At 65.5% G+C, this 21,728-nt stretch carries 22 protein-coding genes, 1 tRNA gene and 1 pseudogene; 7 read left to right on the plus strand and 17 right to left on the minus strand.

Annotated features, from left to right (window positions below; translation table 11 throughout):
* Nucleotides 1-127: 127 nt before the first annotated feature.
* The 3 genes from Q0R27_RS06550 to Q0R27_RS06560 form a co-directional block, all read right to left on the minus strand.
* Entirely contained in the window at nt 128-688 is a 561-nt protein-coding gene (locus Q0R27_RS06550) for a hypothetical protein (RefSeq protein WP_293942544.1), read from the minus strand.
* Nucleotides 685-1,941, minus strand: a complete 1,257-nt coding sequence (locus Q0R27_RS06555; RefSeq protein WP_293942546.1) for a site-specific integrase — start codon at nt 1,939-1,941, stop codon at nt 685-687. The genes Q0R27_RS06550 and Q0R27_RS06555 overlap by 4 nt, the downstream gene beginning before the upstream one ends.
* 263 nt (nt 1,942-2,204) lie before the next feature.
* On the minus strand, nt 2,205-2,387 hold the full coding sequence (locus tag Q0R27_RS06560; protein ID WP_293942548.1) for a hypothetical protein: 183 nt from the start codon (nt 2,385-2,387) through the stop codon (nt 2,205-2,207).
* A 214-nt stretch (nt 2,388-2,601) separates the two neighbouring features.
* On the opposite strand from Q0R27_RS06560, the gene Q0R27_RS06565 reads away from it, so the two are divergent.
* A complete protein-coding gene (locus Q0R27_RS06565; protein WP_293942550.1) occupies nt 2,602-2,844 on the plus strand; it encodes a hypothetical protein in 243 nt (80 codons plus the stop codon).
* 162 nt (nt 2,845-3,006) lie between these two features.
* The gene (locus Q0R27_RS06570) at nt 3,007-3,339 is read left to right on the plus strand and encodes a hypothetical protein (protein ID WP_293942552.1); all 333 of its coding nucleotides are present in this window, start codon (nt 3,007-3,009) and stop codon (nt 3,337-3,339) included.
* Between the two features lie 336 nt (nt 3,340-3,675).
* On the opposite strand, the gene Q0R27_RS06580 is transcribed toward Q0R27_RS06570, so the two are convergent.
* Genes Q0R27_RS06580 through Q0R27_RS06600 form a run of 5 tightly spaced genes read right to left on the minus strand, consistent with a single transcriptional unit; the run spans nt 3,676 to nt 8,613 of the window.
* Nucleotides 3,676-4,941, minus strand: a complete 1,266-nt coding sequence (locus Q0R27_RS06580; RefSeq protein ID WP_293942554.1) for an N-succinylarginine dihydrolase — start codon at nt 4,939-4,941, stop codon at nt 3,676-3,678.
* Nucleotides 4,938-5,960: an arginine N-succinyltransferase gene (locus Q0R27_RS06585; protein ID WP_293942556.1), complete on the minus strand. Its 1,023-nt coding sequence runs from the start codon at nt 5,958-5,960 to the stop codon at nt 4,938-4,940. The genes Q0R27_RS06580 and Q0R27_RS06585 overlap by 4 nt, the downstream gene beginning before the upstream one ends.
* Entirely contained in the window at nt 5,957-7,165 is a 1,209-nt protein-coding gene (locus Q0R27_RS06590) for a hydrolase (RefSeq protein ID WP_293942558.1), read from the minus strand. Before Q0R27_RS06590 ends, Q0R27_RS06585 begins: the two co-directional genes overlap by 4 nt.
* Before the next feature lie 42 nt (nt 7,166-7,207).
* Nucleotides 7,208-7,678: an RNA pyrophosphohydrolase gene (locus Q0R27_RS06595; RefSeq protein ID WP_293942560.1), complete on the minus strand. Its 471-nt coding sequence runs from the start codon at nt 7,676-7,678 to the stop codon at nt 7,208-7,210.
* The gene (locus Q0R27_RS06600; protein ID WP_293942562.1) at nt 7,675-8,613 is read right to left on the minus strand and encodes an alpha/beta hydrolase; all 939 of its coding nucleotides are present in this window, start codon (nt 8,611-8,613) and stop codon (nt 7,675-7,677) included. The genes Q0R27_RS06595 and Q0R27_RS06600 overlap by 4 nt, the downstream gene beginning before the upstream one ends.
* 126 nt (nt 8,614-8,739) lie before the next feature.
* Between Q0R27_RS06600 and Q0R27_RS06605 the strand changes: the two genes are divergently transcribed.
* The 4 genes from Q0R27_RS06605 (at nt 8,740) to Q0R27_RS06620 (ending at nt 14,447) form a co-directional block, all read left to right on the plus strand.
* A complete protein-coding gene (locus tag Q0R27_RS06605) occupies nt 8,740-10,620 on the plus strand; it encodes a 2-oxoacid:acceptor oxidoreductase subunit alpha (RefSeq protein ID WP_293942564.1) in 1,881 nt (626 codons plus the stop codon).
* Nucleotides 10,621-10,772: 152 nt separating this feature from the next.
* Nucleotides 10,773-11,798, plus strand: a complete 1,026-nt coding sequence (locus Q0R27_RS06610) for a 2-oxoacid:ferredoxin oxidoreductase subunit beta (RefSeq protein ID WP_293942567.1) — start codon at nt 10,773-10,775, stop codon at nt 11,796-11,798.
* A 14-nt stretch (nt 11,799-11,812) separates the two neighbouring features.
* Nucleotides 11,813-13,189 carry a deoxyribodipyrimidine photo-lyase gene (locus Q0R27_RS06615; protein ID WP_293942569.1) on the plus strand — a complete coding sequence of 459 codons (1,377 nt, stop codon included), beginning with the start codon at nt 11,813-11,815 and terminating at the stop codon, nt 13,187-13,189.
* 13 nt (nt 13,190-13,202) lie between these two features.
* Complete coding sequence (locus Q0R27_RS06620) at nt 13,203-14,447, plus strand: cyclopropane-fatty-acyl-phospholipid synthase family protein (protein ID WP_293942571.1); 1,245 nt, start codon at nt 13,203-13,205, stop codon at nt 14,445-14,447.
* Here the strand turns inward: Q0R27_RS06620 and Q0R27_RS06625 are convergent.
* From Q0R27_RS06625 to folK, 5 genes are all read right to left on the minus strand, one after another.
* Nucleotides 14,444-15,160 (minus strand): SDR family NAD(P)-dependent oxidoreductase, encoded by a 717-nt coding sequence (locus tag Q0R27_RS06625; RefSeq protein ID WP_293942573.1) that lies wholly within the window; start codon nt 15,158-15,160, stop codon nt 14,444-14,446. The two genes, Q0R27_RS06620 and Q0R27_RS06625, sit on opposite strands and share 4 nt — an antisense overlap.
* Before the next feature lie 10 nt (nt 15,161-15,170).
* The gene (gene purF / locus Q0R27_RS06630) at nt 15,171-16,616 is read right to left on the minus strand and encodes an amidophosphoribosyltransferase (RefSeq protein ID WP_293942575.1); all 1,446 of its coding nucleotides are present in this window, start codon (nt 16,614-16,616) and stop codon (nt 15,171-15,173) included.
* Between the two features lie 139 nt (nt 16,617-16,755).
* Nucleotides 16,756-17,880: an alcohol dehydrogenase catalytic domain-containing protein gene (locus tag Q0R27_RS06635; RefSeq protein ID WP_293942615.1), complete on the minus strand. Its 1,125-nt coding sequence runs from the start codon at nt 17,878-17,880 to the stop codon at nt 16,756-16,758.
* Nucleotides 17,881-17,957: 77 nt separating this feature from the next.
* Nucleotides 17,958-18,030: transfer RNA gene (locus Q0R27_RS06640), tRNA-Lys, on the minus strand.
* Between the two features lie 14 nt (nt 18,031-18,044).
* Nucleotides 18,045-18,536, minus strand: coding sequence for a 2-amino-4-hydroxy-6-hydroxymethyldihydropteridine diphosphokinase (gene folK / locus Q0R27_RS06645; RefSeq protein ID WP_293942617.1), 492 nt, complete (start codon nt 18,534-18,536; stop codon nt 18,045-18,047).
* 23 nt (nt 18,537-18,559) lie between these two features.
* Here folK and Q0R27_RS06650 point away from each other — a divergent pair, with 23 nt between their 5' ends.
* Complete coding sequence (locus Q0R27_RS06650) at nt 18,560-19,246, plus strand: uracil-DNA glycosylase (protein WP_293942619.1); 687 nt, start codon at nt 18,560-18,562, stop codon at nt 19,244-19,246.
* Here the strand turns inward: Q0R27_RS06650 and Q0R27_RS06655 are convergent.
* The 4 genes and pseudogenes from Q0R27_RS06655 to Q0R27_RS06670 form a co-directional block, all read right to left on the minus strand.
* Nucleotides 19,209-19,640, minus strand: a complete 432-nt coding sequence (locus Q0R27_RS06655) for a PH domain-containing protein (RefSeq protein WP_293942620.1) — start codon at nt 19,638-19,640, stop codon at nt 19,209-19,211. The genes Q0R27_RS06650 and Q0R27_RS06655 overlap by 38 nt on opposite strands.
* 52 nt (nt 19,641-19,692) lie before the next feature.
* Entirely contained in the window at nt 19,693-20,541 is an 849-nt protein-coding gene (gene aguB, locus Q0R27_RS06660) for an N-carbamoylputrescine amidase (RefSeq protein ID WP_293942622.1), read from the minus strand.
* Nucleotides 20,538-21,509, minus strand: coding sequence for an agmatine deiminase family protein (locus Q0R27_RS06665; RefSeq protein WP_293942624.1), 972 nt, complete (start codon nt 21,507-21,509; stop codon nt 20,538-20,540). Before Q0R27_RS06665 ends, aguB begins: the two co-directional genes overlap by 4 nt.
* Nucleotides 21,510-21,577: 68 nt before the next feature.
* A pseudogene (locus tag Q0R27_RS06670) lies at nt 21,578-21,728 on the minus strand (30S ribosomal protein S4); the annotation flags it as partial.

Consider the following 21,728-nt stretch of genomic DNA (forward strand, 5'->3'; position numbering starts at 1 on the left):
CTTCGGTATCGACCCATCGATCTTCGTTCATTACCCTCTCCCGGCTAACGCCGCGAAGGCGCGGCTAACAGGAGGCAAGGTCGCAGACGCAGGACTCCGTTTGCGACGGGGGGACTAACGGAAATAGCTACGAAGACTCCAGAAACCGCTTTACCGCCGCCTCGGCAAAAGTGACTTCTACGATGTCGGGCATGCCGGCCAATACTCCAACCGCTTCCTCGTGCGCGATTTTGAGTTTTCCGAAACGGTGAAGTTCTTGCGACCAGTCCTCGATTGTGCCGGCTTTTATTCGTCTGTTGCGGATCCTGTGCCCAGCTTGGGTTAGGTCTGATGCAACTTTCGTGAAAAGCTCGACGCCGGTGAGACCGCCCCTCCGATAGAGATCGAGTGCTATTGCGGTCAGCATCCGCAGTTGGTGTCCGGCGAAGTTAAGGGGCGTACCGCGCCGGTCGCTTGCGGTCCTCAACAACTCCGACTTCCGCCGGGCAAGCAACAAATCTATCTCGACGAACAAGGCATTCGCGGGGGCTACGATGATGGAATCTCGGCCGAAAAGTTGCTCGAGACCGTGCGTCAGTTCATTTTGATAAGCCATAAGCGCCGCGAGCTGACTGGTGTGATTTGGTGCCGAAGAAAACGCATCAGCCGCGACTTTAAGGCGTTTGCCCCATTCATCCTTGTCTCTCACGCTCGCCTCTCGGCAAGCGCAATCACGTTAGTAACGTCCGCACCATTCAAGATGCGGTCGATATGCGCTGCCCACGCATCGAGGGCGTCGCGCTTCTCCTGTTTCCAGTCGTGGCGCTGATAGACGCCAGCAACGCCAGACTTCGACCCCGAAACGTGGTTTAGAACCGCCTCCGTCACCTCGAACCGAACGCCGAGACGCTGCAGGCCCGTGGCGAGTGTGCGGCGCAGATCATGCAGCCGCCATGGCGCTAGGGGCTCGTCGTCGTTCGCCTCGGTAATCAGCTTGTCGAGCCGAGCCTTGGCGCGTGAGTAACCCGACACCGGGGTTTCACCGTTGGTTGTGAAGACCAGCCCCTTCTTGGGCCACTTCCCGTCCTTGCCGCGAGCATCGAGCAGCGCAACCGCAAGAGCGTTTAGCGGCACAGTGTGGGCACTGTTGTTCTTTGCCCGACTGGCCGGGATCATCCATTCCGCCTGCGCCTGGTTGAGTTCGGCCCAGCTGATGGCGGCGCACTCCTCGCGGCGCTGGCCCGTCGCGATAAGGAACTGGACCAGCGAGCCGAACGGATAAGCGAGTTGGCAAGCCGCGATCCACACAAGTTTCGACTCTTCGTCGGATAACACTCGATCGCGCGATGGTGCGCCCGGCGGGCCCCTGAATCCTTCCAACGGCGAGCGGTCAATGTCACCACGCTCGACAGCCCAGGCGAACAGCTTGCGGACCAGCGCAAAGACATTGCGAGGCAGGGCCACACTCGCGGACGGCAAGGCATCGAACATCGCCGAAATGTCGGAGCGCCTTATCAGCGGGAGTGCCTTCTTTTTCAGGGCCGGGGTAACGAAGCGCCGCAACGCGCTTTCAGCGTTAGTGTAGGTTCCGGAGCGCCAGTGCGGCTTGCCATATTCAGTGAGGAACTTTGTAACGTAGCCATCGAAAGCCAGATCGGTTGCCATGCGCCGCCGCTCTTCCTTTTCGGCGGCGGGGTCTTTGCCCTGCTTCACGAGTACCAGCAGCCGCTCGGCTTCATCCCGAGCACCGGCAGGCGTCCAGGGATTGCCGTGCACGCCGATCGTCACGCGCCGGGTAGGAGCGCCGCGCCCACCGAGCCTATATTGGAAAAGGTAGACCTTGCGGCCCGCCGGGGTGACCTTGAGCCCGAAACCGCTCAGGTCCTCGTCCCACAGGAATTCATCCTTCGAGCCAGGGCGGATCGCATCGACTGCCCGCTTGGTAACCTTGCCACCTGCCATGTCCGTGCTTTCTAGCCGTCTTATAGTAAGCACGGTAGCAGAAACCCGGCGCAACTCAAAGCAGGAACAGGAAAGGAACAGTGGCGGCTTTGCATAATTCTAAGAGCGGCCTCGTCTCGCTGACAAGAGCACTGAGCATCAGACTACGAATCTGAGGGTCGGACGTTCGAATCGTTCCGGGCGCGCCAATTAGGGATCGGCGCTGTCGCTCGCGATTGGCGGCTTATCCCAAGCGGAAAAATTCAGATCCCAAGCGGGGAAGTTCAGGCGCTCAGTGCGACCGTCACGAACGCCTGCGCCGACGGGGGTGGGCAGTGGGCGGCGCGGTCGGCGAATTGGATGGCGAGCTTGGCGTGCCAGTCGCGCGCCTGGGGAGTCATCGCACGAAGCGCCGCGGTACGTTCTTCCGCTGCCCTGCGAAGATAATAGCGCTGGTCCGATTCCATCTGCCGCCTCCCGGCATCCACTCTGCCGGACGCAAACCTGCGCCAGTTTTCCTAACGACCGGTTAATATCCACAGGCAGAAGCGGTGTTTTCGGCGTGTCCCACCACGGGACACTGCTGTTGCGCGGCGGTGACAGCGGTCCCGAAACGGATCACCGCTGAAACCTAACGACTCATCGCTCGTTGAACCGTCAAATCCTGTGGAGGAAACGGCCATGTCGACTGCGGAAATCCGGGAATTCGATCCCAGCAAGCGCGGCTATCACGCCGTCTATCGCGATAACGAAGTCAATCACTGTCCCGGTTGCGGGCGGACTCACTGGTATGTCGGACGAACGCTGGCCGAATGCGGCTTCTGCGCCACCGCGCTGCCGCTGATGGAAAGCTGGCACCAGGGCGCGATGTTCACCACGATGCAGCGCACCCGGCCGGTATTCACGTCCGCCCACGCTGCTTGACGGAAACCAGGTGCACGCCGGGTTCGCCCGGTTCGTGCCAGCGCGCGTCGGATGAGCGGAGCCGGCGCGCGTCTTGGCTTTTAACCGCCGAATTGTTTCTTGCCCGTGAATCAGTATAGTTGCGGCATGAACCGGGCGTCTCTCCCTGTTGCGCTGGTCCTTGTGGCCGCGCTCGCGCTGAGCCCTGCACCGGTGCTCGCGGCGCGCGGGGCGGCGGGCATGAACCTCGTCAACAACACCGGCCAGGCAATCTCCAACCTCTATATCCGCCGCACCGGCACGCAGAGCTGGCAGCCGCTCGCGGTCTCGCCGGCCAAGCCACCCAAGGGCGCGCGCGCGTCCTCGCCATTCAGTGATCCGGATTGCGCGTTCGACGTGAAGGTGACGCTCGAGGACAGCCACGAGGCGGTGTGGAGCGGGGTCAATCTTTGCGAAGTGAAATCGCTGACCCTGAATCGAAACGATGCGGGCGTGACCTGGGTCGATTACGACTGACGTCACGCCGCGACCGCGTCGCGATCCGGATCGGATCAGGCTGCGGCCTCACCGAATCGAGCAGCTTGGCCCCCGCAACGAACACCACGCCGGTGCACGCGACCGCGAGCAGCCAGCCGCCGTATCCCGGATAGGTGCCCAGATAATGGTGGCCGCGCTCGACCGCGCCGACGGCGATTGCGTAAATGACCAGGAACGCCTCGAACCGCGTCTTGATTGTGAACAGGCGCTTCACGCGCGACTTCCAGGGGGTGCTCATCGTCATTAGTTAAGCAAACGTCGTGCCAAACGCGCGGTTCCGCCGTTTCGGTCTTAAACATGTAGGTTAAATGTCAATTAACCCGACGCTAATTCGCCCAATTCGAGCGCATCGAGCAAGGCCGCCCGCGCTTCCTCGACCGCTGCGATCAGGCTTGGCCGCTGCAGGTCGGCGACATCGATCTCGACCGGCCAGTGTCGCCCGATCACCTCGCCCAGCCGGTCGAGCCTGGCGTCATCGACCAGGAAGCGCGGATCGACCGCCGCCGGGTCGCACGCCACGCGCAGCCTGAGGCATGCCGGCCCGCCGCCATTGGCCATCGACTGGCGCACGTCGACCACCTCGACCCGCCGGATCGCCCCGTTCGACGCCAGGTGCCGCTGCAACCACGCCCACACCGACGCCGTCTCGCGCGCTTCGCTTGGCACGACCAGCGTCATTTCGTCGGTCGGCAGCGTCACCAGCTGCGCGTTGAACAGGTAAGACTTGATCGCGTCGGCCAGCGGCACTTCGGCGTCGGCCACCTCGACCAACTCAAACTCATTGCGCGCGCACAGCTCGGCGACCTCATCGCGCCGCGCAAACGCCTTCTCATGGGCGAACAGCACCGGCCCGTTGGCAACTGCGACGACGTCATTGTGGAACGCCCCGGCCGCGATCGCTTCCTCCGACTGCTCGATGAAGAAGGTCCGCGCCGGGTTCAGCCGATGAAGTCGCGCGACCGCTCGCGACGCCTCGAGATGCTGGCGGGCAGGGTAGGGGCCGCCCGCCACGCCATAGACGAACAGCTCGATCCCCGGCTGGCCATGCGTCGCCGCCAGCCGCATGTGATTGGCCGCGCCCTCGTCGCCGAACGCCGGCGGTACCGGCCCATGCACCGCGAAACCATCGTGCGCGAACGCCACCTTCAGCTGTGCCAGCGTCGCCGGCCACTCGTGGCTGCGATGTGGCATGGTGCGCAGGTTCGCGACCGTGAGGTGGCATTTGCCATCGACCGTGTCGGGCGTCGGCGAGACCGTCGCCGCGTTCGCTGCCCACATCGACGATGCCGACATGGCGTTGGCGGCAAGCTCCGCGTCCGCCGTTTCGATCGTCGTTCCAAGTTCGCCGAGCCAGGTACGCGCCGGCCGCGGCTGCGGCACGAACACCCCCTGGGCCAGCCCTAGCGCAAGGTTTGCGCGAATCTTGTCGAGCCCCTGCAACGCCGCCGCGCGTGGTTGCGACACCGCGCCGGCATTGCGCGTCGAGGCGAGGTTGCCGAGGCTCAGCCCGGCGTAATTGTGGCTCGGCCCGATGATCCCGTCGAAGTTGATTTCCCGAATCTGCGCAGCAAAACCGCTCATCGCGCAACCGCCGCGAACCGGTCGCCAACCCCGATGCCGAGCAAGTCGGCGGCAGGCGGATCGATCACTGCGCCGTCCGGCCCGTCATGCCGTATGCTGGCATAGCAGGCCGCGAAGTTCTTCAGCCGGCCCGCCGCGGCGATCACCTGATGCGAGCCGCCCTCCTCGATTGCGGTGACCGTGAAGTCGCGCGCCATGCGGATCGTCTGGATCTGGTCGGTCGAGGCGGTGACTGTCGGTCCGCCGTCGAAAATATCGATGTAACGGTCGAACTTGAAGCCCTCGCCCTCCAGCATGCGCAGCGCCGCGCGGCCAGTGGGGTGAGGGTGCCCAAGCACCGCGCGCGCCGTGTCGGGCAGCATCGCTGTATAGATCGGCGTCTTTGGCATCAAATCGGCGATAAATTGCGTCCCGTGGACCGCGTTGAACGCATCGGCCTCGGGGAAACTCAAGCCAAAGAACCGCCCCGCCAGCGCATCCCAGAATGGCGAATTTCCGCTCTCGTCCATCACCCCGCGGAGCTCGGCCAGCACGCAGTCGCCGAACCGCTGACGATGCGCGCGGATGAACAGATACCGGCTCCGAGCGAGCAGCAGCCCGAGCCCACCGGCGCGCTCATGCGGGTGGAGGAACAGCCCGCCGACCTCCGACGATCCCTCAAGATCGGTCGACAGGTTCAGCGTTTCGTTGCGAAATATCTTGCCGAGCTCCTGGCTGTGCTGGGTCAGCGTCGACATCCGATAGCTGTAAAACTGCCGGTCGAGCCCGACCGCGCCGAATACCTGACACGTCCCGCGAATGATCTTGCGATCGGGGTCCTCGAGCATGAACAGGTACAGGTCGCCGCGTTGCTCCTCCTCGTCGCGCGCGAAACTCTCGTCGGACATCGCGATCTTGCCGGCCAGAGTCGCCTTGTCGGCGGGCAGGTTGGTGAACCCACCCCCGGTCAGCTTGGCCATCTCATAGACTGCGGCGAAGTCCTCGCCTCGCGCCGGACGGACTCGAAACGACGGGTTCATTCCGCCTCTCCCGCCAGCCGCAACAAGGTCAGCGCCGACAAGGCCGCACGCTCGGCCAGGCTCTCGACAATCAGATATTCCTCCATCGAATGAATTTTCCCACCGCGCACCCCCATCGTGTCGATCACCGGCACGCCGCACGCGGCGATATTATTGCCGTCGCACACCCCGCCCGTCGGCTGCCACGCAATCGCCTGGCCAAGGTCGGCGCCGGCCCGTTTGACCAGTCCGAACAATTGCTCGGCGGCCGGAGTCATCGGCTTGGGCGGCCGCGCAAAGCTGCCGTGCACATGGATCGCCACGCCATGCTCGGCGGCGACCATGGCCACCGCCGCATCGATCAGTGAATGCGCCCGCGTCTGGTCCTCGACCGTCGCCGGGCGCATATTGACCCGCAGCACCGCGCTGTCGGGCACGACATTGTTCGGGCCGCCGCCATCGACCTTGGCCACATTGACCGACAGCCGCGGCCCCTTGGCCTTGGCCAGCCGCAGCGCGAGGTCCGCCGCCGCGACCACCGCGTTGCGCCCGTCTTCGGGATTGCGCCCGGCATGCGCCGACCGCCCCGCGATCACGAATGAGAAATTCCCGCTCCCCGGACGCGCCCCGGCGAGCGTCCCGTCGGGCAGCGCGGCGGGCTCATAGGTCAGCGCCGCGCGCTTGCCCTGCGCCGCCTTGGCGATCAGCGCCGCCGATCCCGGCGAGCCGACTTCCTCGTCGGAATTTATTACCACTTCATAGCCTAGTCGCCCGGCCAGCGGGCTCGCCTCGACCGCCTCCAGTGCCGCGAGCATCACCGCAATTCCGCCCTTCATGTCGGCAACTCCCGGCCCGCCGAGCACCCCGTCCTCGCGCCAGGTCAGCGACTGGAACGCGTGATCGATCCCGAACACCGTATCCATGTGCCCGGTCAGCAAAAGCTGCACCGGCGCCTTGGGCCGCACCACCAAATGCAAGTTCCGTCCATGCTCGATCGGATAAGCCTTGCCCGACGCATCGACCGCTTCGACCGGCGCCGCCTCGCGAAACAGGAGCTCCCCCGGCAATCCCGCAAACGCATCGCTCAACAAGGCGGCGACATCGCCCAGCCCCTCCAGATTGCGCGACCCCGAATTGATCCCGGCCCACGCCTCGACCTGAGCCAGCATCGGCGCCGCCCCCGCAGCCTCGACTGCGGCCCTTTCGATTGCAGATAATTGCCCCATGCGCACACTCTACCGCGCCGAGCCCGGCAACGCCACACCCGCTTAGAAATGCACCCCGAAATGCCGCAGCAAATCGCGATACAGGTCGCGCTTGAACGGCACGATCAGGTCGGGCAGCAACCGCGGCTCAACCCATTTCCAGTCGTTGAACTCGGGATGCTTGGTCGCAATGTCGACATCACGATCGTGCCCAAGGAAGCGGCACAGGTACCAGTCCTGCAACTGCCCCTTCCACTTCCCCTTCCACAAGCTGCTGCGCAATTCGGGCGGCAAATCATAGCGAAGCTGCTCCGGGCAATCCGCGATCCGCTCGACGAGGTGCGGCGCGATACCCGTTTCTTCCTCGAGCTCCCTTAGCGCGGTGTCCCAAGGCGCTTCGCCCTTGTCCATCCCGCCCTGCGGCATTTGCCACGCCTCGTCGGTGTAATCGATCCGCCGGCCAACCCACACCAACCCCTCGGCGTTGAGCAGCATCACGCCCACGCCGCGGCGATAGAGATGATCGTCGCTCATGCCGCGATCATCAGGTTGAGATGCGCCAGGCACCGTGCCACGTCCGACGCCGACGACGGCAGTAGCTTGCGGAGCGACCAGAAGCCGTGGATCGTGCCGCTGGCCTCCAGATATACGACGTCGCCCCCGGCCTTTGCGATTTCGCTGGCAAGCGCGCGGCCCTGGTCGCGCAGCGGGTCGAGGCTCGCGGTCATGATCACCGTCGGCGGCATTCCTGCCAGCCCTGCCACGATCGGATTGCGGCGCCGGTCATCGTCGGGTGCGCGATAATGCGAATCGAACCAGTCCATCCCGTCGCGCGTCAGGAAATAACCATCGCCAAACTCCCGCCCGCTGCCCTCGTCGCGGCACGTCTCGGTTACCGGGTAGATCAAGCATTGGGCCGCCACCGGGACCGCCGCGGGATCGTCGCGAAGCGCGCTGGCGGTGACGATCGCGAGGTTCGCGCCGGCGCTGTCGCCCATGACGATGAGCCGCTTCGCCTCGCGCCCGGTTGCCACGCCGTTAGCCGCGATCCACCGCGCCGCCACGATCGAATCATCAGGCGCGGCTGGGAAGGGCGCCTCGGGCGCGAGCCGATAGTCGACCGCGATCACCGGCAAGTCCATCGTTCGCGCAATCTCGGCGCACAGCGAGGCATGGCTGTCGAGGTCGCCGAACACGAACCCTCCTCCATGCGTGAAGACGATCACGTCGCCCGGCCCGCGATCGGCGCGCGGATCGAATAGCCGCAGCGGAATGTCGCCCGCCGGTCCGGGACAGATGAGGTCGCGTATGACCCCAAGCTCGCCGACCGGCGGTTCGGTCTCGACCCTCGACGCCTTGCGCATCGCCCGCGCTTCGACCGGCGTCATCTCGTGGATCGGCGGCTGCCCCGATGCTGCCATCATCCCAAGGAGGATTTTTACGTCGGGACGGGTGAAAGGTTCGGTCACAAATACTCCTCTGCCGGTTGATGGCGCATAAAGGCTGCGTCCTTGGGGTCCAAGTGGCTTAACGCTGGAACCTGCGGCCGCACGCGCCTAAAGTGCCTCGGGACAGTCATTTTCGAGGAAGTCCGCATGGCGTCGGCGACGCACCTTTTGACGCCCGAAGAGGCGAATGCCCACCCGAACCCCGAAGCGGTCGTGGTCCGTTTCGCCGGTGACAGCGGCGACGGCATGCAGCTCACCGGCGGGCAGTTCACCTTGTCGACCGCGCTTGCCGGTAACGACCTCGCCACTTTCCCCGATTTCCCGGCCGAGATCCGCGCACCGCAGGGGACGACGTTCGGCGTCTCGGCGTTCCAGATCAACTTTGGCTCGACCGCGATCGATACCGCCGGCGACCAGCCCGACGTGCTCGTCGCGATGAACCCGGCGGCGCTCAAGACCAACGTCCAGGCGCTTCGCGACGGCGGCCTGATCATCGCCGACGAAGGCGAGTTCACGGCGCGCAACCTCGCCAAGGCGGGCTATGACGCCAATCCGCTCGAGGACGACAGTCTCGCCCGCTGGCAGCTCGTCAAGTTCAACATATCCCAGTTGACGATGGACGCGGTCAAGCCGTTCGGCCTCGGCAACAAGGAAGCGCTGCGCTGCAAGAACATGTGGACGCTCGGCCTCGCGCTGTGGATGTTCGACCGCGACCGCGCTCCGATCGTCGACTGGCTCAACACCAAGTTCGCCAAGGCCCCGACCCTCGCCGAAGCCAACATCGCCGCCTTGAATGCCGGCCACGCCTATGGTGAAACGGTCGAGATCGGCGCTTCAGTCCGCCAGCGCCACATCGCCGCCGCCCCAGCCGAGCCCGGCCTTTACCGCACCGTCACCGGCGCCGAAGCGCTCGCCATCGGCCTCGTCGCCGGCGCCCAGCTGGCGGGCCTGCCGATGTTCTTCGGCTCCTATCCGATCACCCCCGCCAGCCCGCTGCTTCATCACCTCAGCCGCCTGAAAGAATATGGCATCACCACCTTCCAGGCGGAGGACGAAATCGCCGCGATCTGTTCGGCGATCGGCGCGAGCTACACCGGCCACCTCGGCATCACCTCCTCCTCGGGCCCCGGCATCGCGCTCAAGGGCGAAGCGATGGGCCTCGCCTTCATCACCGAACTGCCGCTCGTGATCGTCAATTCACAGCGCGGGGGCCCGTCGACCGGGCTTCCCACCAAGACCGAGCAGTCCGACCTCTACCAGGCAGTCTATGGCCGCAACGGCGACGCCCCGATTCCGGTCATCGCCGCGCGCTCGCCGTCCGACGCGTTCGACTGCGCGATCGAGGCGTGCCGTATCGCGGTGCGCTACATGACCCCCGTCCTGCTCCTGTCCGACGGCTATATCGCCAACGCCGCCGAGCCGTGGAAAGTCCCCGACATGTCGGGCTACGCGCCGTTCCCGGTCGCGTTCCACACCGACCCGCCGGCGCAAGGCGAGGGGGTCATGCCCTACGCCCGCAACGCCGAGCTCGTCCGCCCGTGGATCAAACCCGGCACCCCCGGGCTCGAACATCGCATCGGCGGGATCGAGAAGGCGCCAGGGTCGGGCAACATCGATTACTCCGCCGAAGCCCATGCCGAAATGACCCGCGTTCGCGTCGCCAAGGTCGCGGGCATCGCCGACTCGATCCCCGACCAGGAGATTACGCTCGGCAATTCGGGCGGCAAGCTCGCGGTGGTCGGCTGGGGCTCGACCTACGGCCCGATCCACCAGGCGGTCCGCCGTGCCCGGGCAAAGGGCCTCGACGTCGCCCACATCCACATCCGCCACATCGCGCCCATGCCCAAAAATTTGTCTGTCCTATTACATGGTTATGAGCATATCCTCGTCCCCGAGATGAACACCGGGCAGCTCAAGACCATCCTGCGCGACGCCTTCCTTGTCGATGCGAAGCCGCTCAACAAGGTCAGCGGCCAACCGTTCCGCATCGTCGAGATCGAGGACGCGATCGAGGCGATGCTGCGATGAACAAGCGCGCCATTCCGAGCCCACGTCACCGCGAACATTGGGAACATTCGCCGGAGTTCAGCGCATGAAACAGATCAATCCCGTACCGCTGATCATGATGCTCGGGCTCATCCTGCTCATCCTCTATTATCTCAACAAGGTCGGTTGAAGCCATGAACGAGATCACGAAGATCATTCCTTCGACCACCGCCAAGGACTGGGCCTCCGACCAGGAAGTGCGCTGGTGCCCCGGCTGCGGCGACTATGCCGTATTGAAAGCCGTCCAGCGGACCATGCCCGACCTCGGCGTCGCGCGCGAAAACACCGTATTCGTCAGCGGCATCGGCTGCTCCAGCCGCTTTCCCTACTACATGGCGAGCTACGGCTTCCACACCATCCACGGTCGCGCTCCGGCCGTCGCGACCGGGGTCAAGCTCGCCAATCCCGAACTCGACGTGTGGATCATCACCGGCGACGGCGACGCACTCAGTATCGGTGGCAACCATACGATGCACTTGTTGCGCCGCAACCTCGACTGCCAGTTCCTGCTGTTCAACAACGAGATTTACGGCCTGACCAAGGGCCAATATTCGCCCACCAGCCGGATCGGCACGCGCTCGCCCTCGACCCCGTTCGGCTCGGTCGACCGCCCCGCCAATCCATGCAGCTTCGCGCTCGGCGCCGGCGCACGCTTCATCGCCCGCGCAATCGACGTCCACAAGGCGCTCCCCGACGTGCTCAAGGCCGCCCACGCCCACAAGGGCGCGAGCTTCGTCGAGATCTTCCAGAATTGCGTCGTCTATAACGACGACGTCTTCGCCAGCTTCACCGCCAAGGAATTCGCCAGCGAGCGCCAGTTGTGGCTGAAAGCGGGCGAGAAGATGATCTTTAGCGGCGGCACCAAGGGCCTGTCATTCGACCGCGACCGCATGGCCCTCACCATCGTCGACGCGACCGACCCCGCGGTCCTCGTCCACGACTTGAAAAACCGCACGCTCGCCCAACTCCTTATCGAAATGCCCGCCACCGCCGGCTTCCCGGTCGCGCTTGGCGTCATCTACGAAGACCCCGCTCCGACCTTCGAAAGCGCCGTGATCGAGCAGAACAGGGCGGTCAGCGAAGGCAAGAAAGTCGACCTCCAGGCGCTCGTCGCCAAGGGCCAGAGCTGGCAGGTCGAGAAGGAACCGCGGGCCGAATAGGGCGCTTGGCTTGTATGACATCCCTCCACTGGTTCCGCCAGGACCTCCGCCTCGCTGACAACCCCGCCTTGCTCGCCGCGATCGAGGCTGGTCCGACCGCCTGCCTCTACGTCCTCGATGACGACGCGCCGGGCGAGTGGCGCATCGGCGGGGCGCAGCGCTGGTGGCTTCACCACAGCCTCGCCAGCCTCGCTGCCAGCCTCGAGGCAATCGGCGGCCACCTCATCCTGCGGCGCGGCCCCGCCGCTGCGACCGTATCCGCGGTAGCGCACGAGATTGGCGCGGCGAGCATTCACGCCACCCGCCACTACGAGCCGCACTGGCGCGCTGCCGACGCCGCGCTTGGTGACCGCTTGACCCTTCACGACGGCGACACCCTCATCGCGGCCGAGCAGGTGCGGACCGGCGCCGGAACGCCCTTCAAGGTCTATGGCCCCTTCTATCGAGCCCTGACCGAACAACTGCCCCCGCCAAAGCCGGAGCCCGCGCCGACCCGCATCGTCCCCCCGCCGGCCCCCGCCATTTCGGACAAGCTCGAAGACTGGGATCTCCTCCCCACCCGCCCCGACTGGTCCACCGGCTTCACCGATTGGCATCCGGGCGAGCAGGGCGCCGCTGCGCACCTGGCCGCCTTCACCGATGAAGTCGCCGACTACGCCACTCGCCGCGACCTCCCCTCGGTCGATGGAACCAGCCGCCTGTCGCCCCACCTTCACCATGGCGAGATCAGCGCACGCACCGTGTGGCACAGGCTCGCCGGCCCGCCGTCAGCCGCCAAGTTCCTCAAGGAGCTCGCCTGGCGCGATTTCTCCCGCTCGGCCCTCCTCGGTCAGCCGCAACTCCCGTCCGTATCAATTCGCCCCGATCCCCGCTGGCGCTACGGTCCCGAGGCCGAGGCCGACTTCGCCGCCTGGACTCGCGGTCGTACGGGCTACCCGATCGTCGATGCCGGGATGCGCCAGATGTGGGCGACTGGCTGGATGCACAATCGCGTCAGAATGATCGCCGCCTCCTTCTGCGTGAAGCACCTGCTCATCGACTGGCGGCGCGGCGCGGCGTGGTATTGGGATACGCTGGTCGACGCCGATCTCGGCAACAACAGCCTCAACTGGCAGTGGATCGCGGGAACGGGGAGCGACTCGTCGCCGTTCGCGCGGATCATGGCGCCGCTGTCGCAGTCGGCCAAGTTCGACGCCGCCGGCTACATCCGCCAGTGGGTGCCGGAACTTGCCGACCTTGCCGACGCCGACATCCACGACCCCGTCTTCCGCCCGGCGAGCTATCCGCAACCGCTGATCGGCCACAAGGAAGCACGGGAAAGAGCCCTAAGCGCCCTCGCCGCAGGGCGCGACAACAAAGACCCCGCGCTTGCCTTGGGCCGCATCGGCTAGCACAGCCCCAGCGATGGCCACGCGCGGACAGCATCTGCTCAGCGCCGACAAGCGCTTCGCCACCGGTGGCGGCCTCGTCGCGCGCGCCGTCGCGCCGCTGTTCGCCCGGCTGGTCAACCAGCTTCACGAGCGGATCCGCATCGGCGGGATCGACGGGACCATCCCCGACGGCACCGCGCGCCGCGTCGGCTTCCACGCGCCCGGCCCGGTGGCGATCGTCGACCTCCACAGCTGGATGGCGCTGGTCCGCGTCGCGACCTCGGGGTCGGTCGGCTGGTACAAGGCCTGGGAGCGCGGCGAATGGTCCTCGCCCGACCCGGTCGCGCTTGCCGAGCTGTTCATGGCCAATGCGCTGACGCTGGGCGACGCGGCCCGCGCCAAAGGGCCGGCGCGCTGGGTCAACGCCCTTGTCCACCGCCTGCGCGACAACGCCCCGGGCAAGGCGCGCGACAACATCGCCGCTCACTACGACCTCGGCAACGACTTCTACGCGGCGTGGCTCGACGAGGGGATGACCTATAGCGCCGCCCGCTTCGCCCCCGGCGATACCCTCGAGGCCGCCCAGGCGCGCAAGATCGACACCCTCCTCGACCGTCTCGACCTCAGGCCCGGCGACCGCCTGCTCGAGATCGGCTGCGGCTGGGGCAGCCTCGCGATCGAGGCGGCGAAGCGCGGCGCGCAGGTCACCGGCGTGACCCTTTCGACCGAGCAGAAAGCCTGGGCCGACCAGCGCATCGCCGACGCTGGCCTCAGCGACCGCATCGACCTTCGTCTTCAGGACTATCGCGCCATCACCGGCCACTATGACGCGGTCGCCTCGGTCGAAATGGTCGAGGCGGTCGGCGTGCGCTGGTGGCCAGCCTATCTCGATACGGTCGCTCGAAGCCTGCGCCCCGGCGGCCGCGCGGCGCTTCAGTTCATCAGCATCGACCACCGCCTGTTCGACCGCTACGCCGCCAGCGCCGACTTCATCCAGGCCTACATCTTCCCCGGCGGAATGCTGCTCGACGAACCCCGCTTCGCCGAACTTGCCGACGAGCGCGGGCTGTCATGGGAGGATCGCGACGGCTTCGGCCTCGACTATGCCGAGACGCTTCGCCGGTGGCGCGAACGCTACGACCGCGCCATCGCCGACGGTCGTCTGCCCGGCTTCGATGACCGCTTCCACCGCCTGTGGCGCTACTATCTGATGTACTGCGAGGGCGGCTTCCGCGGCCGTGGGATCGACGTCGCTCAGGTGACGATGGTGAAGGCCTAGGCCTCGACGCGCATTCGCCCGCCGGTCAGAGCGTCGCCGAGCAGTCGGTCGAGAATCGCCGCCGCGACTGTCTCGGGAGGCTTGACGGTGTCGGGTTCCTCGCCGGGAAAGGCGAGCTGCCGCATCCGGGTCCGCGTCGCCCCGGGATCGACGATGTGCACCCGGATCCGGCCGGCGTGTGCGGTCTCGTCGGCGTAGGCCCCGAGCAGCGCCTCGAGCGCCGCCTTCGACGCCCCATACGCCCCCCAGAAGGCGCGCGGCTTCGCTCCGACCGAGCTCGTCACCGCAACCACGTCGGCCTTCTCCGCACCCCGCAACAACGGGTCGAAGGCCGCGATCAGCGCCTGGTTGGCGACGAGGTTGAGTTGGAGCAGTCGCCCGAACTCGGCGCTGTCGATATGCTCGACCGGCGTCAGCGACCCGAGCATTGCCGCGTTGAGCACCAGCACGTCCAGCGTGGTCCACCGCTCGCCGATTGCCGCCGCTAGCTTGGCGATTGCCGCCGTGTCGGTCAGGTCGAGCGGCGCAATGGTTGCGCTTCCGCCCGCCGCATGAATCCGTTCCTCGACGTCCTCGAGCGCCTTGGCCGTGCGCGCAACGAGGACGACGTGCGCGCCCGCCAATGCCAGCGCTTCGGCGGTCGCCGCACCGATCCCGCGGCTAGCACCGGTAACAAGTGCGAGCTTCCCCGCGAACGGCTTCTCCTGTTTCATCAGGGCGTCATTAGCGACTGGCGACGAGCGCGAGGCGCGGATGGCCTTCTTCGTTCATGTCGGTGAGGCTGGTCGGATACTCGCCCGAGAAGCAGGCGTCGCACCGTTGCGGCGCGCGCGCATCGCGTTCGCTGCCGAGCGCGCGATAGAGGCCTTCGAGAGAGATGAAGGCGAGGCTGTCGGCGTTGATGTAGTCGGCCATCTCGCTGACGTTCATCTGCGCCGCGAGCAGCTTCGAGCGCTCGGGGGTGTCGACGCCGTAAAAGCAGCTGTGGCGGGTTGGCGGCGAGGCGATGCGCATGTGCACTTCGCTGGCGCCAGCGTCGCGCATCATCTGGACAATTTTGAGGCTGGTTGTGCCTCGGACGATCGAATCGTCGATGAGAACGATGCTCTTGCCGCGGATCAGCGCCGAATTGGCGTTGTGCTTGAGCTTGACGCCAAGATGACGAACCCCGTCGTTGGGCTGGATGAAGGTCCTCCCGACATAATGCGAGCGAATGATCCCAAGTTCGAACGGGATGCCCGAGGCCTGCGAAAAACCGATCGCGGCGGGAACGCCTGAGTCGGGCACAGGGACGACGTAATCACACTCGATCGGGCTTTCGCGCGACAGTTCGGCGCCTATGTTCTTGCGCACTTCATAGACCGATTGGCCCTCGGCAACGCTGTCGGGGCGCGAGAAATAGACATGTTCGAAAATGCACGGGCGGGGCCGGGCGGGGGTAAACGGGCGGAAGCTGCGCTCTCCGCTGTCGTCGACGAGGATCAGTTCGCCCGGTTCGACGTCGCGCAAATAGTTCGCGCCGATAACGTCGAGGCCGACGGTTTCCGATGCGAACACGATCGAGTCGCCGATCTTGCCCATCACCAGCGGCCGGATGCCGAGCGGATCGCGGCACGCGACGAGCCCTTGTTCGGTAAGGACAAGCAGCGAATAGGCACCCTCGACCTGGCGAAGCGCGTCGATTAGCCGGTCGAGCGGGGTGGTGTAGGACGAGGTCGCGGTGAGGTGGATGATGACCTCGGTGTCGCTGGTCGACTGGAAGATCGAGCCGCGCCGGATCAGCGCGCGCTTGATCGTCATCGCGTTGGAAATGTTGCCGTTATGCGCGACCGCGAACCCGCCCTCGTTGAGGTCGGCGTAGAGCGGTTGGACGTTGCGCAGCGCGGTCTCGCCGGTGGTCGAATAACGGACATGTCCGATCGCAGTGCGGCCGGCGAGCGGGCGGATGGTTTCGTCCTTGTCGAAATTGCCCGCGACGTGGCCCATCGCGCGGTGGGTGTGAAACTGCTTGCCGTCGTAGCTGCTGATGCCGGCGGCTTCCTGCCCGCGGTGCTGGAGCGCGTGAAGCCCGAGCGCGACGAAGCTAGCGGCGTCATCGGCGCCCCAGATGCCGAAAATGCCGCACTCTTCGCGCAGCTTGTCGTCGTCGAAGGGGCTTGTCGTGAGCATGGGAGCGGCCGATCTCTGCTGTCGCGAAGCCGTCGTATAGTGACGTTGGGCAGCTTTGTCGCCCTGTCCCTGAACCTAAGCTTGAAGTGAGGCAAATGGAGGGCTGGGCCGAGCGCGAACGGTCCACAGCAACCCAGTCTCACGGCTGGACGATCTGTCGCACGGCGCTCCCGTCCGCGAGCCTGTCGAGTAGGGAGTTGATGTCGCGCAATGGACTCACCGACGTGAGCAATCTCTCGACCGGTAACCGGCCTGCGCGCCACAAGGCGATATAGCGTGGAATGTCGCGCGCCGGAATTGAGGACCCCATGTAGCTGCCGATCAGTGTCTTGCCCTCAACAACCAGCGACACCGCGGGAATCGACAGAATTTCGGCCGGGTTGGGCAGGCCGACGGTGACGATTCGAGATCCCCTGCGGCCCGCGCGATAGGCGTCGGCGAGTACAGTTGCGCGCCCGACTGTTTCAATCACGACGTCGGCGCCGCCCGGAATATGCTTCGCGATCGCCTCGGCCGCCGCTTCAGGTCCGACCGCGATTGCGCCAAGTCCTTCGGCGATGGCGCGCTTTTCGGCGACCGGTTCGATCGCGAGGACCGGTACGCCGCCGCTGGCGAAGACACCGAGCAGTGCGGCGAGCCCGACCCCCCCGAGCCCAAAGATGATCACGCTTTCGCCGGGCCGAAGTGCCGCGCTGTTCATGACCGCACCGACCCCGGTCAGCACCGCGCAGCCAAACAGCGCCGCGATTTCGGGGGGCACGTTGCTATCGACTTTTACCGCCGAGCGCCGATCGACCACCGCGTGGGTGGCGAAGGCCGACACGCCGAGGTGATGGTGGACGTCTGCGCCATCCTCGCCGTGCAATCGATAGCCACCACGAAGCATCCGTCCCTCGCCATTCGCCGCGGCGCCATTGGGACACATATAACCCTCTCCGGATTGGCAGCGAACACATTCACCGCACGCCGGAAGGAAAGCGAGAACGACGCGGTCGCCCACCGCAAACTGCGGATCGTCCATCGAGCCGAGCGCCTCGATAACCCCGGTGGCCTCATGTCCCAATGCCATCGGCATCGGTCGCTGCCGGTCGCCGTTCACCACCGACAAGTCCGAGTGGCACAGCCCCGCCGCGTCGATCCGGATCAGCAATTCGCCGGGACGTGGATCGTCGAGGTTGAGCTGGACCAGCCGCAGCGGCCGATGCGCGCCGTAAGGTCGCGCATTGTCACCCGAGCGATCGAGCACGGCGGCGGTGATCTTCATTGCGGCGTTCCTCAATGTAGTCAGGAGGCGTCAATGCGGAGCAGATGTCCCGGACCCCGCGGCGCGAAACGAAGGCGTGAGCCCTGCTGGGTTCGAACCAGCGACCTAGTGATTAAAAGTCACGTGCTCTACCAACTGAGCTAAGGGCCCACGCGGGGAAGCCGTTAGCGGGCCGGGGCCGGGCGGGCAAGGCGCGCGGCGAGATGACGCGTCGTCAACGAACCGATCAGCCGCCAATTGGGTGCGATGAAGGCCAGGGGAGTTAGGACGAAGTCGCGGATGGCGAGGCGGCGGTGGGGGATGGTGAGGTGGCGTGAGTCGAATTTGCCCCCGCTCCACGCGACGATGTCGAGATCCAGCACGCGCGGGCCCCAGCGGCGGCCGGTGCGGCGGCCGAAGTCGTGCTCGATCGCCTTCAGTTGGGCAAGCAGGGCAGTGGGATCGAGCGGAGTTTCAACCAAGGCGGCGGCATTGGCAAAGTCGCGCCCCGCGCCTCCGGTCGCGCGGTTGAGCATGATCGGAGACGCATCGAACAGGGCGAATGCTTCATCGAGGCGGGCGATGGCTGCGGCAATGACTGCAGGGGGGCGCCCGTGGCGGCCATGCGGGCGGTTCGAGCCGATCGCGATGGCGTAGAGGTGGTTTGCATGCGGCACGCAGCCTCGCCTACGAGGGAGCGATGTTTTGCGCCAGTCCCGCCGACCTGTCTCCGGTGCCCTCCACCGAAGCACCGCGCGATTGTCCGTTATGTCCTCGGTTAGTGGCGTTTCGCGAGGAACTGCGTGGCGAGCATCCCGACTGGTGGAACGCGCCGGTGCCAGCGTTCGGGGACCCCGAGGCGTGGCTGGCGATCGTCGGCCTCGCGCCGGGCAAGCATGGCGCGAACCGGACGGGGCGACCGTTCACCGGGGATTTTGCGGGGGAATTGCTTTACGCAACGCTCGCCAAGTTCGGTTTGAGCGAGGGCGAGTTCGCCGCCGCTCGGGGTGACGGACTGCGGCTCAAGGGAGCGGTGATCCTCAACGCGGTCAAGTGCCTGCCGCCAGCGAACAAGCCCGAACCCGCCGAGATCGCCCAATGCCGCCCGTTCCTCGAGGCGTCCCTCGCCGCGCTGCCCAAGGTGCGGGTGATCATCGCGCTCGGCCAGATCGCCCACGTCGCCGCCGCCCGCGCGCTGGGGCTCAAGCCAAGCGAGACCAAGTTCGCGCATGGCGCGGAGCATCGGGCGAGGGCAGTGACGCTGCTGTCAAGCTACCACTGCTCGCGCTACAATCAGAACACGCGACGGCTGGACGCGGCGATGTTCGAGGGGGTTTTTGAAAAGGCGATTAAGATGCGTAGAGCAGCTGACCAACTTCATGTTTGAAGAGTTCGGGTTCCGCAATGAATGGGATGGGAACTTGGCCAACACCGGTCCCACGGACGAGGATGGAGCCGTAGCCAAACATCCGGCCCATAATTCCCTGATGGTAAGTAATTCCTTCGACCTTCGTCAAAGCTACGTCCACCACATTCCTGCGAACAATGCCCGACTTCGCGACCACGCGTTTATTCGTAACTGCCAATTCGGTGCCGTTGAAAACGAGGTATCTGAAAATAGCCCAAACAATTCCGGCAACAATAAAGATTCCTCCCGCCTTCGAGACCAGAAGACCGAAGCCGACGACGAGACCGGGTCCGACAAAGATTGCCCAGTGCGGTCGAGCAGAAGCTACGATCTGCTCGCCTGGAAGAAGTGTTCTTTCGACGTAGTTACTCATTATCGCCCCCCGTATTTGCCGCGAGGCTAGTGACGCTGAAAGCGAAGAGCAATCACCTATCTTCAACCAACCGCCCGTAAAGTTCCGGTCGCCGGTCCCTGAAGAAGCCGAACGCCGCACGGTGTTTCACCGCCAGGTCGAGGTCTAGCTCCGCGACTAACACGCCGGTCTCCTCCGCGCCGAATTCGGCCAGCATGTCGCCGCGTTCGTCGCAGATGAAGCTGTGGCCGTAGAAGCGCTGGGCGCCTTCCACCCCGATCCGGTTCGCCGCCACAACGGGCACGACGTTCGACACGGCGTGGCCGATCATTGCCCTGCGCCACAGCCGCGAGGTGTCGAGATCGGGGTCGTGGGGCTCGGTGCCGATCGCGGTAGGGTAGAGCAGGATCTGCGCGCCCATCAGCATCATCGATCGCGCGACCTCGGGATACCACTGGTCCCAGCAGATGCCGACGCCAAGCGTAGTCCCGAGTGCGGGCCACACCTTGAAGCCGGTATTGCCCGGGCGGAAATAGAATTTTTCTTCGTAGCCGGGGCCATCGGGGATGTGGCTCTTGCGGTAATTACCGGCGACCTTGCCGTCGGGGCCGATCATCGCGAGGCTGTTGTAATGATGCTGGCCGTCGAGCTCGAAATAGCTGGTCGGGATCCACAGGTTGAGCTCGTCGGCGAGTTTCTGCATCGCCAGGACCGAGGGGTGGTCGGCAGTGACGCGGGCGGCGGCGAACTGGTCCTCATCCTGAACTCGGCAGAAATAGGGACCTTCGAACAGCTCGGGCGGAAGGACGACTTGGGCGCCCTTGCCCGCCGCCTCGCGGACGAAGTCGGAGACGTTGGCGATGTTGCGCGCTGTGTCCTCTCCGAACGCGAGTTGGAGCGCGGCGACGGTGATTTTGCTCATTTTGGCACCTGCTGGCTGATGCAGTGGAAGCTTCCGCCTCCGGTGAGAAGGTGGTCGGCACGAAGGCCCACGGCCTTGCGATCGGGGAACAGCCCCTGGACGACATCCACGGCGGCGGCATCGAGCGGCGCGCCATAGAGCGGCACGACGACGGCGGCGTTGCCGATCACGAAGTTCATGTAGCTTGCCGGCATGATCTCCCCGTCGCGCTCGACGTGGCCAGGCGACGGAAGGGTAACGACGTCCAGCCCGGCATCGGAGAGCCGCCGCGCGGCGTCGATGTAGATCGCGCGATTCGGGTCGTCGCGGCTGGCGGTCGGAATGGCGACGCAGCCCGGGGCGACGAACCGCGCGAGATTGTCGACATGGCCGTCGGTATGGTCGTCGGCGAGGCCCTCGCCGAGCCATACCACGCGCGTCGCGCCGAGGTCGCGGGCCAGTCGCTGTTCGATGTCGCCGCGCGCTAGCGACGGGTTGCGGTTGGGGTTGAGGAGGCATTGCTCGGTGGTGATGAACGTCCCCGAACCATCGCCGTCGATCGCGCCGCCTTCAAGGATCCAGTCGGCCTTGGCGTATGACAGTTCCGCTTCGACCGCGAGCCGCTGGCCGATGCTGTCGTCACCAGGCAAATCGTATTTCCCGCCCCAGCCATTGAAGCCGAACCCCTGCGCATGGCGCGCCTTGCCCGACCCGGTGACAATCGCGCCGGTATCGCGCAGCCAGATGTCGCCGAAGGGCTCGACGATGACGCGCGAAAACGGTGCGAGCTCGCAAGCGACGTTTGCGGCCGTCTCGTCAGCCGCAACCAGCCACACCGGCTCGCCCTTCCCCTCGGCATAAATGGCGCGCGCGAACGCCGCGACCTCGGCCTGCGCCGGGGAGAGGTCTTCGGCCCACAGTTCGCGGTGGGACGGAAAACCGATCCACAGCGCCTCATGCGGCGCCCATTCGGGCAGAGGGGGCAACATCGCTGTCTCCTACACGAAAAAGGCGACCCCTGCGGATCGCCTTCATCGCCTCGTTCGATTCAGACCGCTTAGCGCGAGTAGAATTCGACGACGAGGTTGGGCTCCATCTTCACCGGATAGGGCACTTCGTCGAGCTTGGGCACGCGCGTGAAGGTGATCTTCGACGTGCCGTCGGGAACGACATAATCGGGGATATCCCGCTCGGCGAGACCCTGCGCT

Origin of the sequence: Sphingomonas sp. (genome assembly GCF_025362505.1) — a bacterium.
GTDB lineage: Bacteria > Pseudomonadota > Alphaproteobacteria > Sphingomonadales > Sphingomonadaceae > Sphingomicrobium.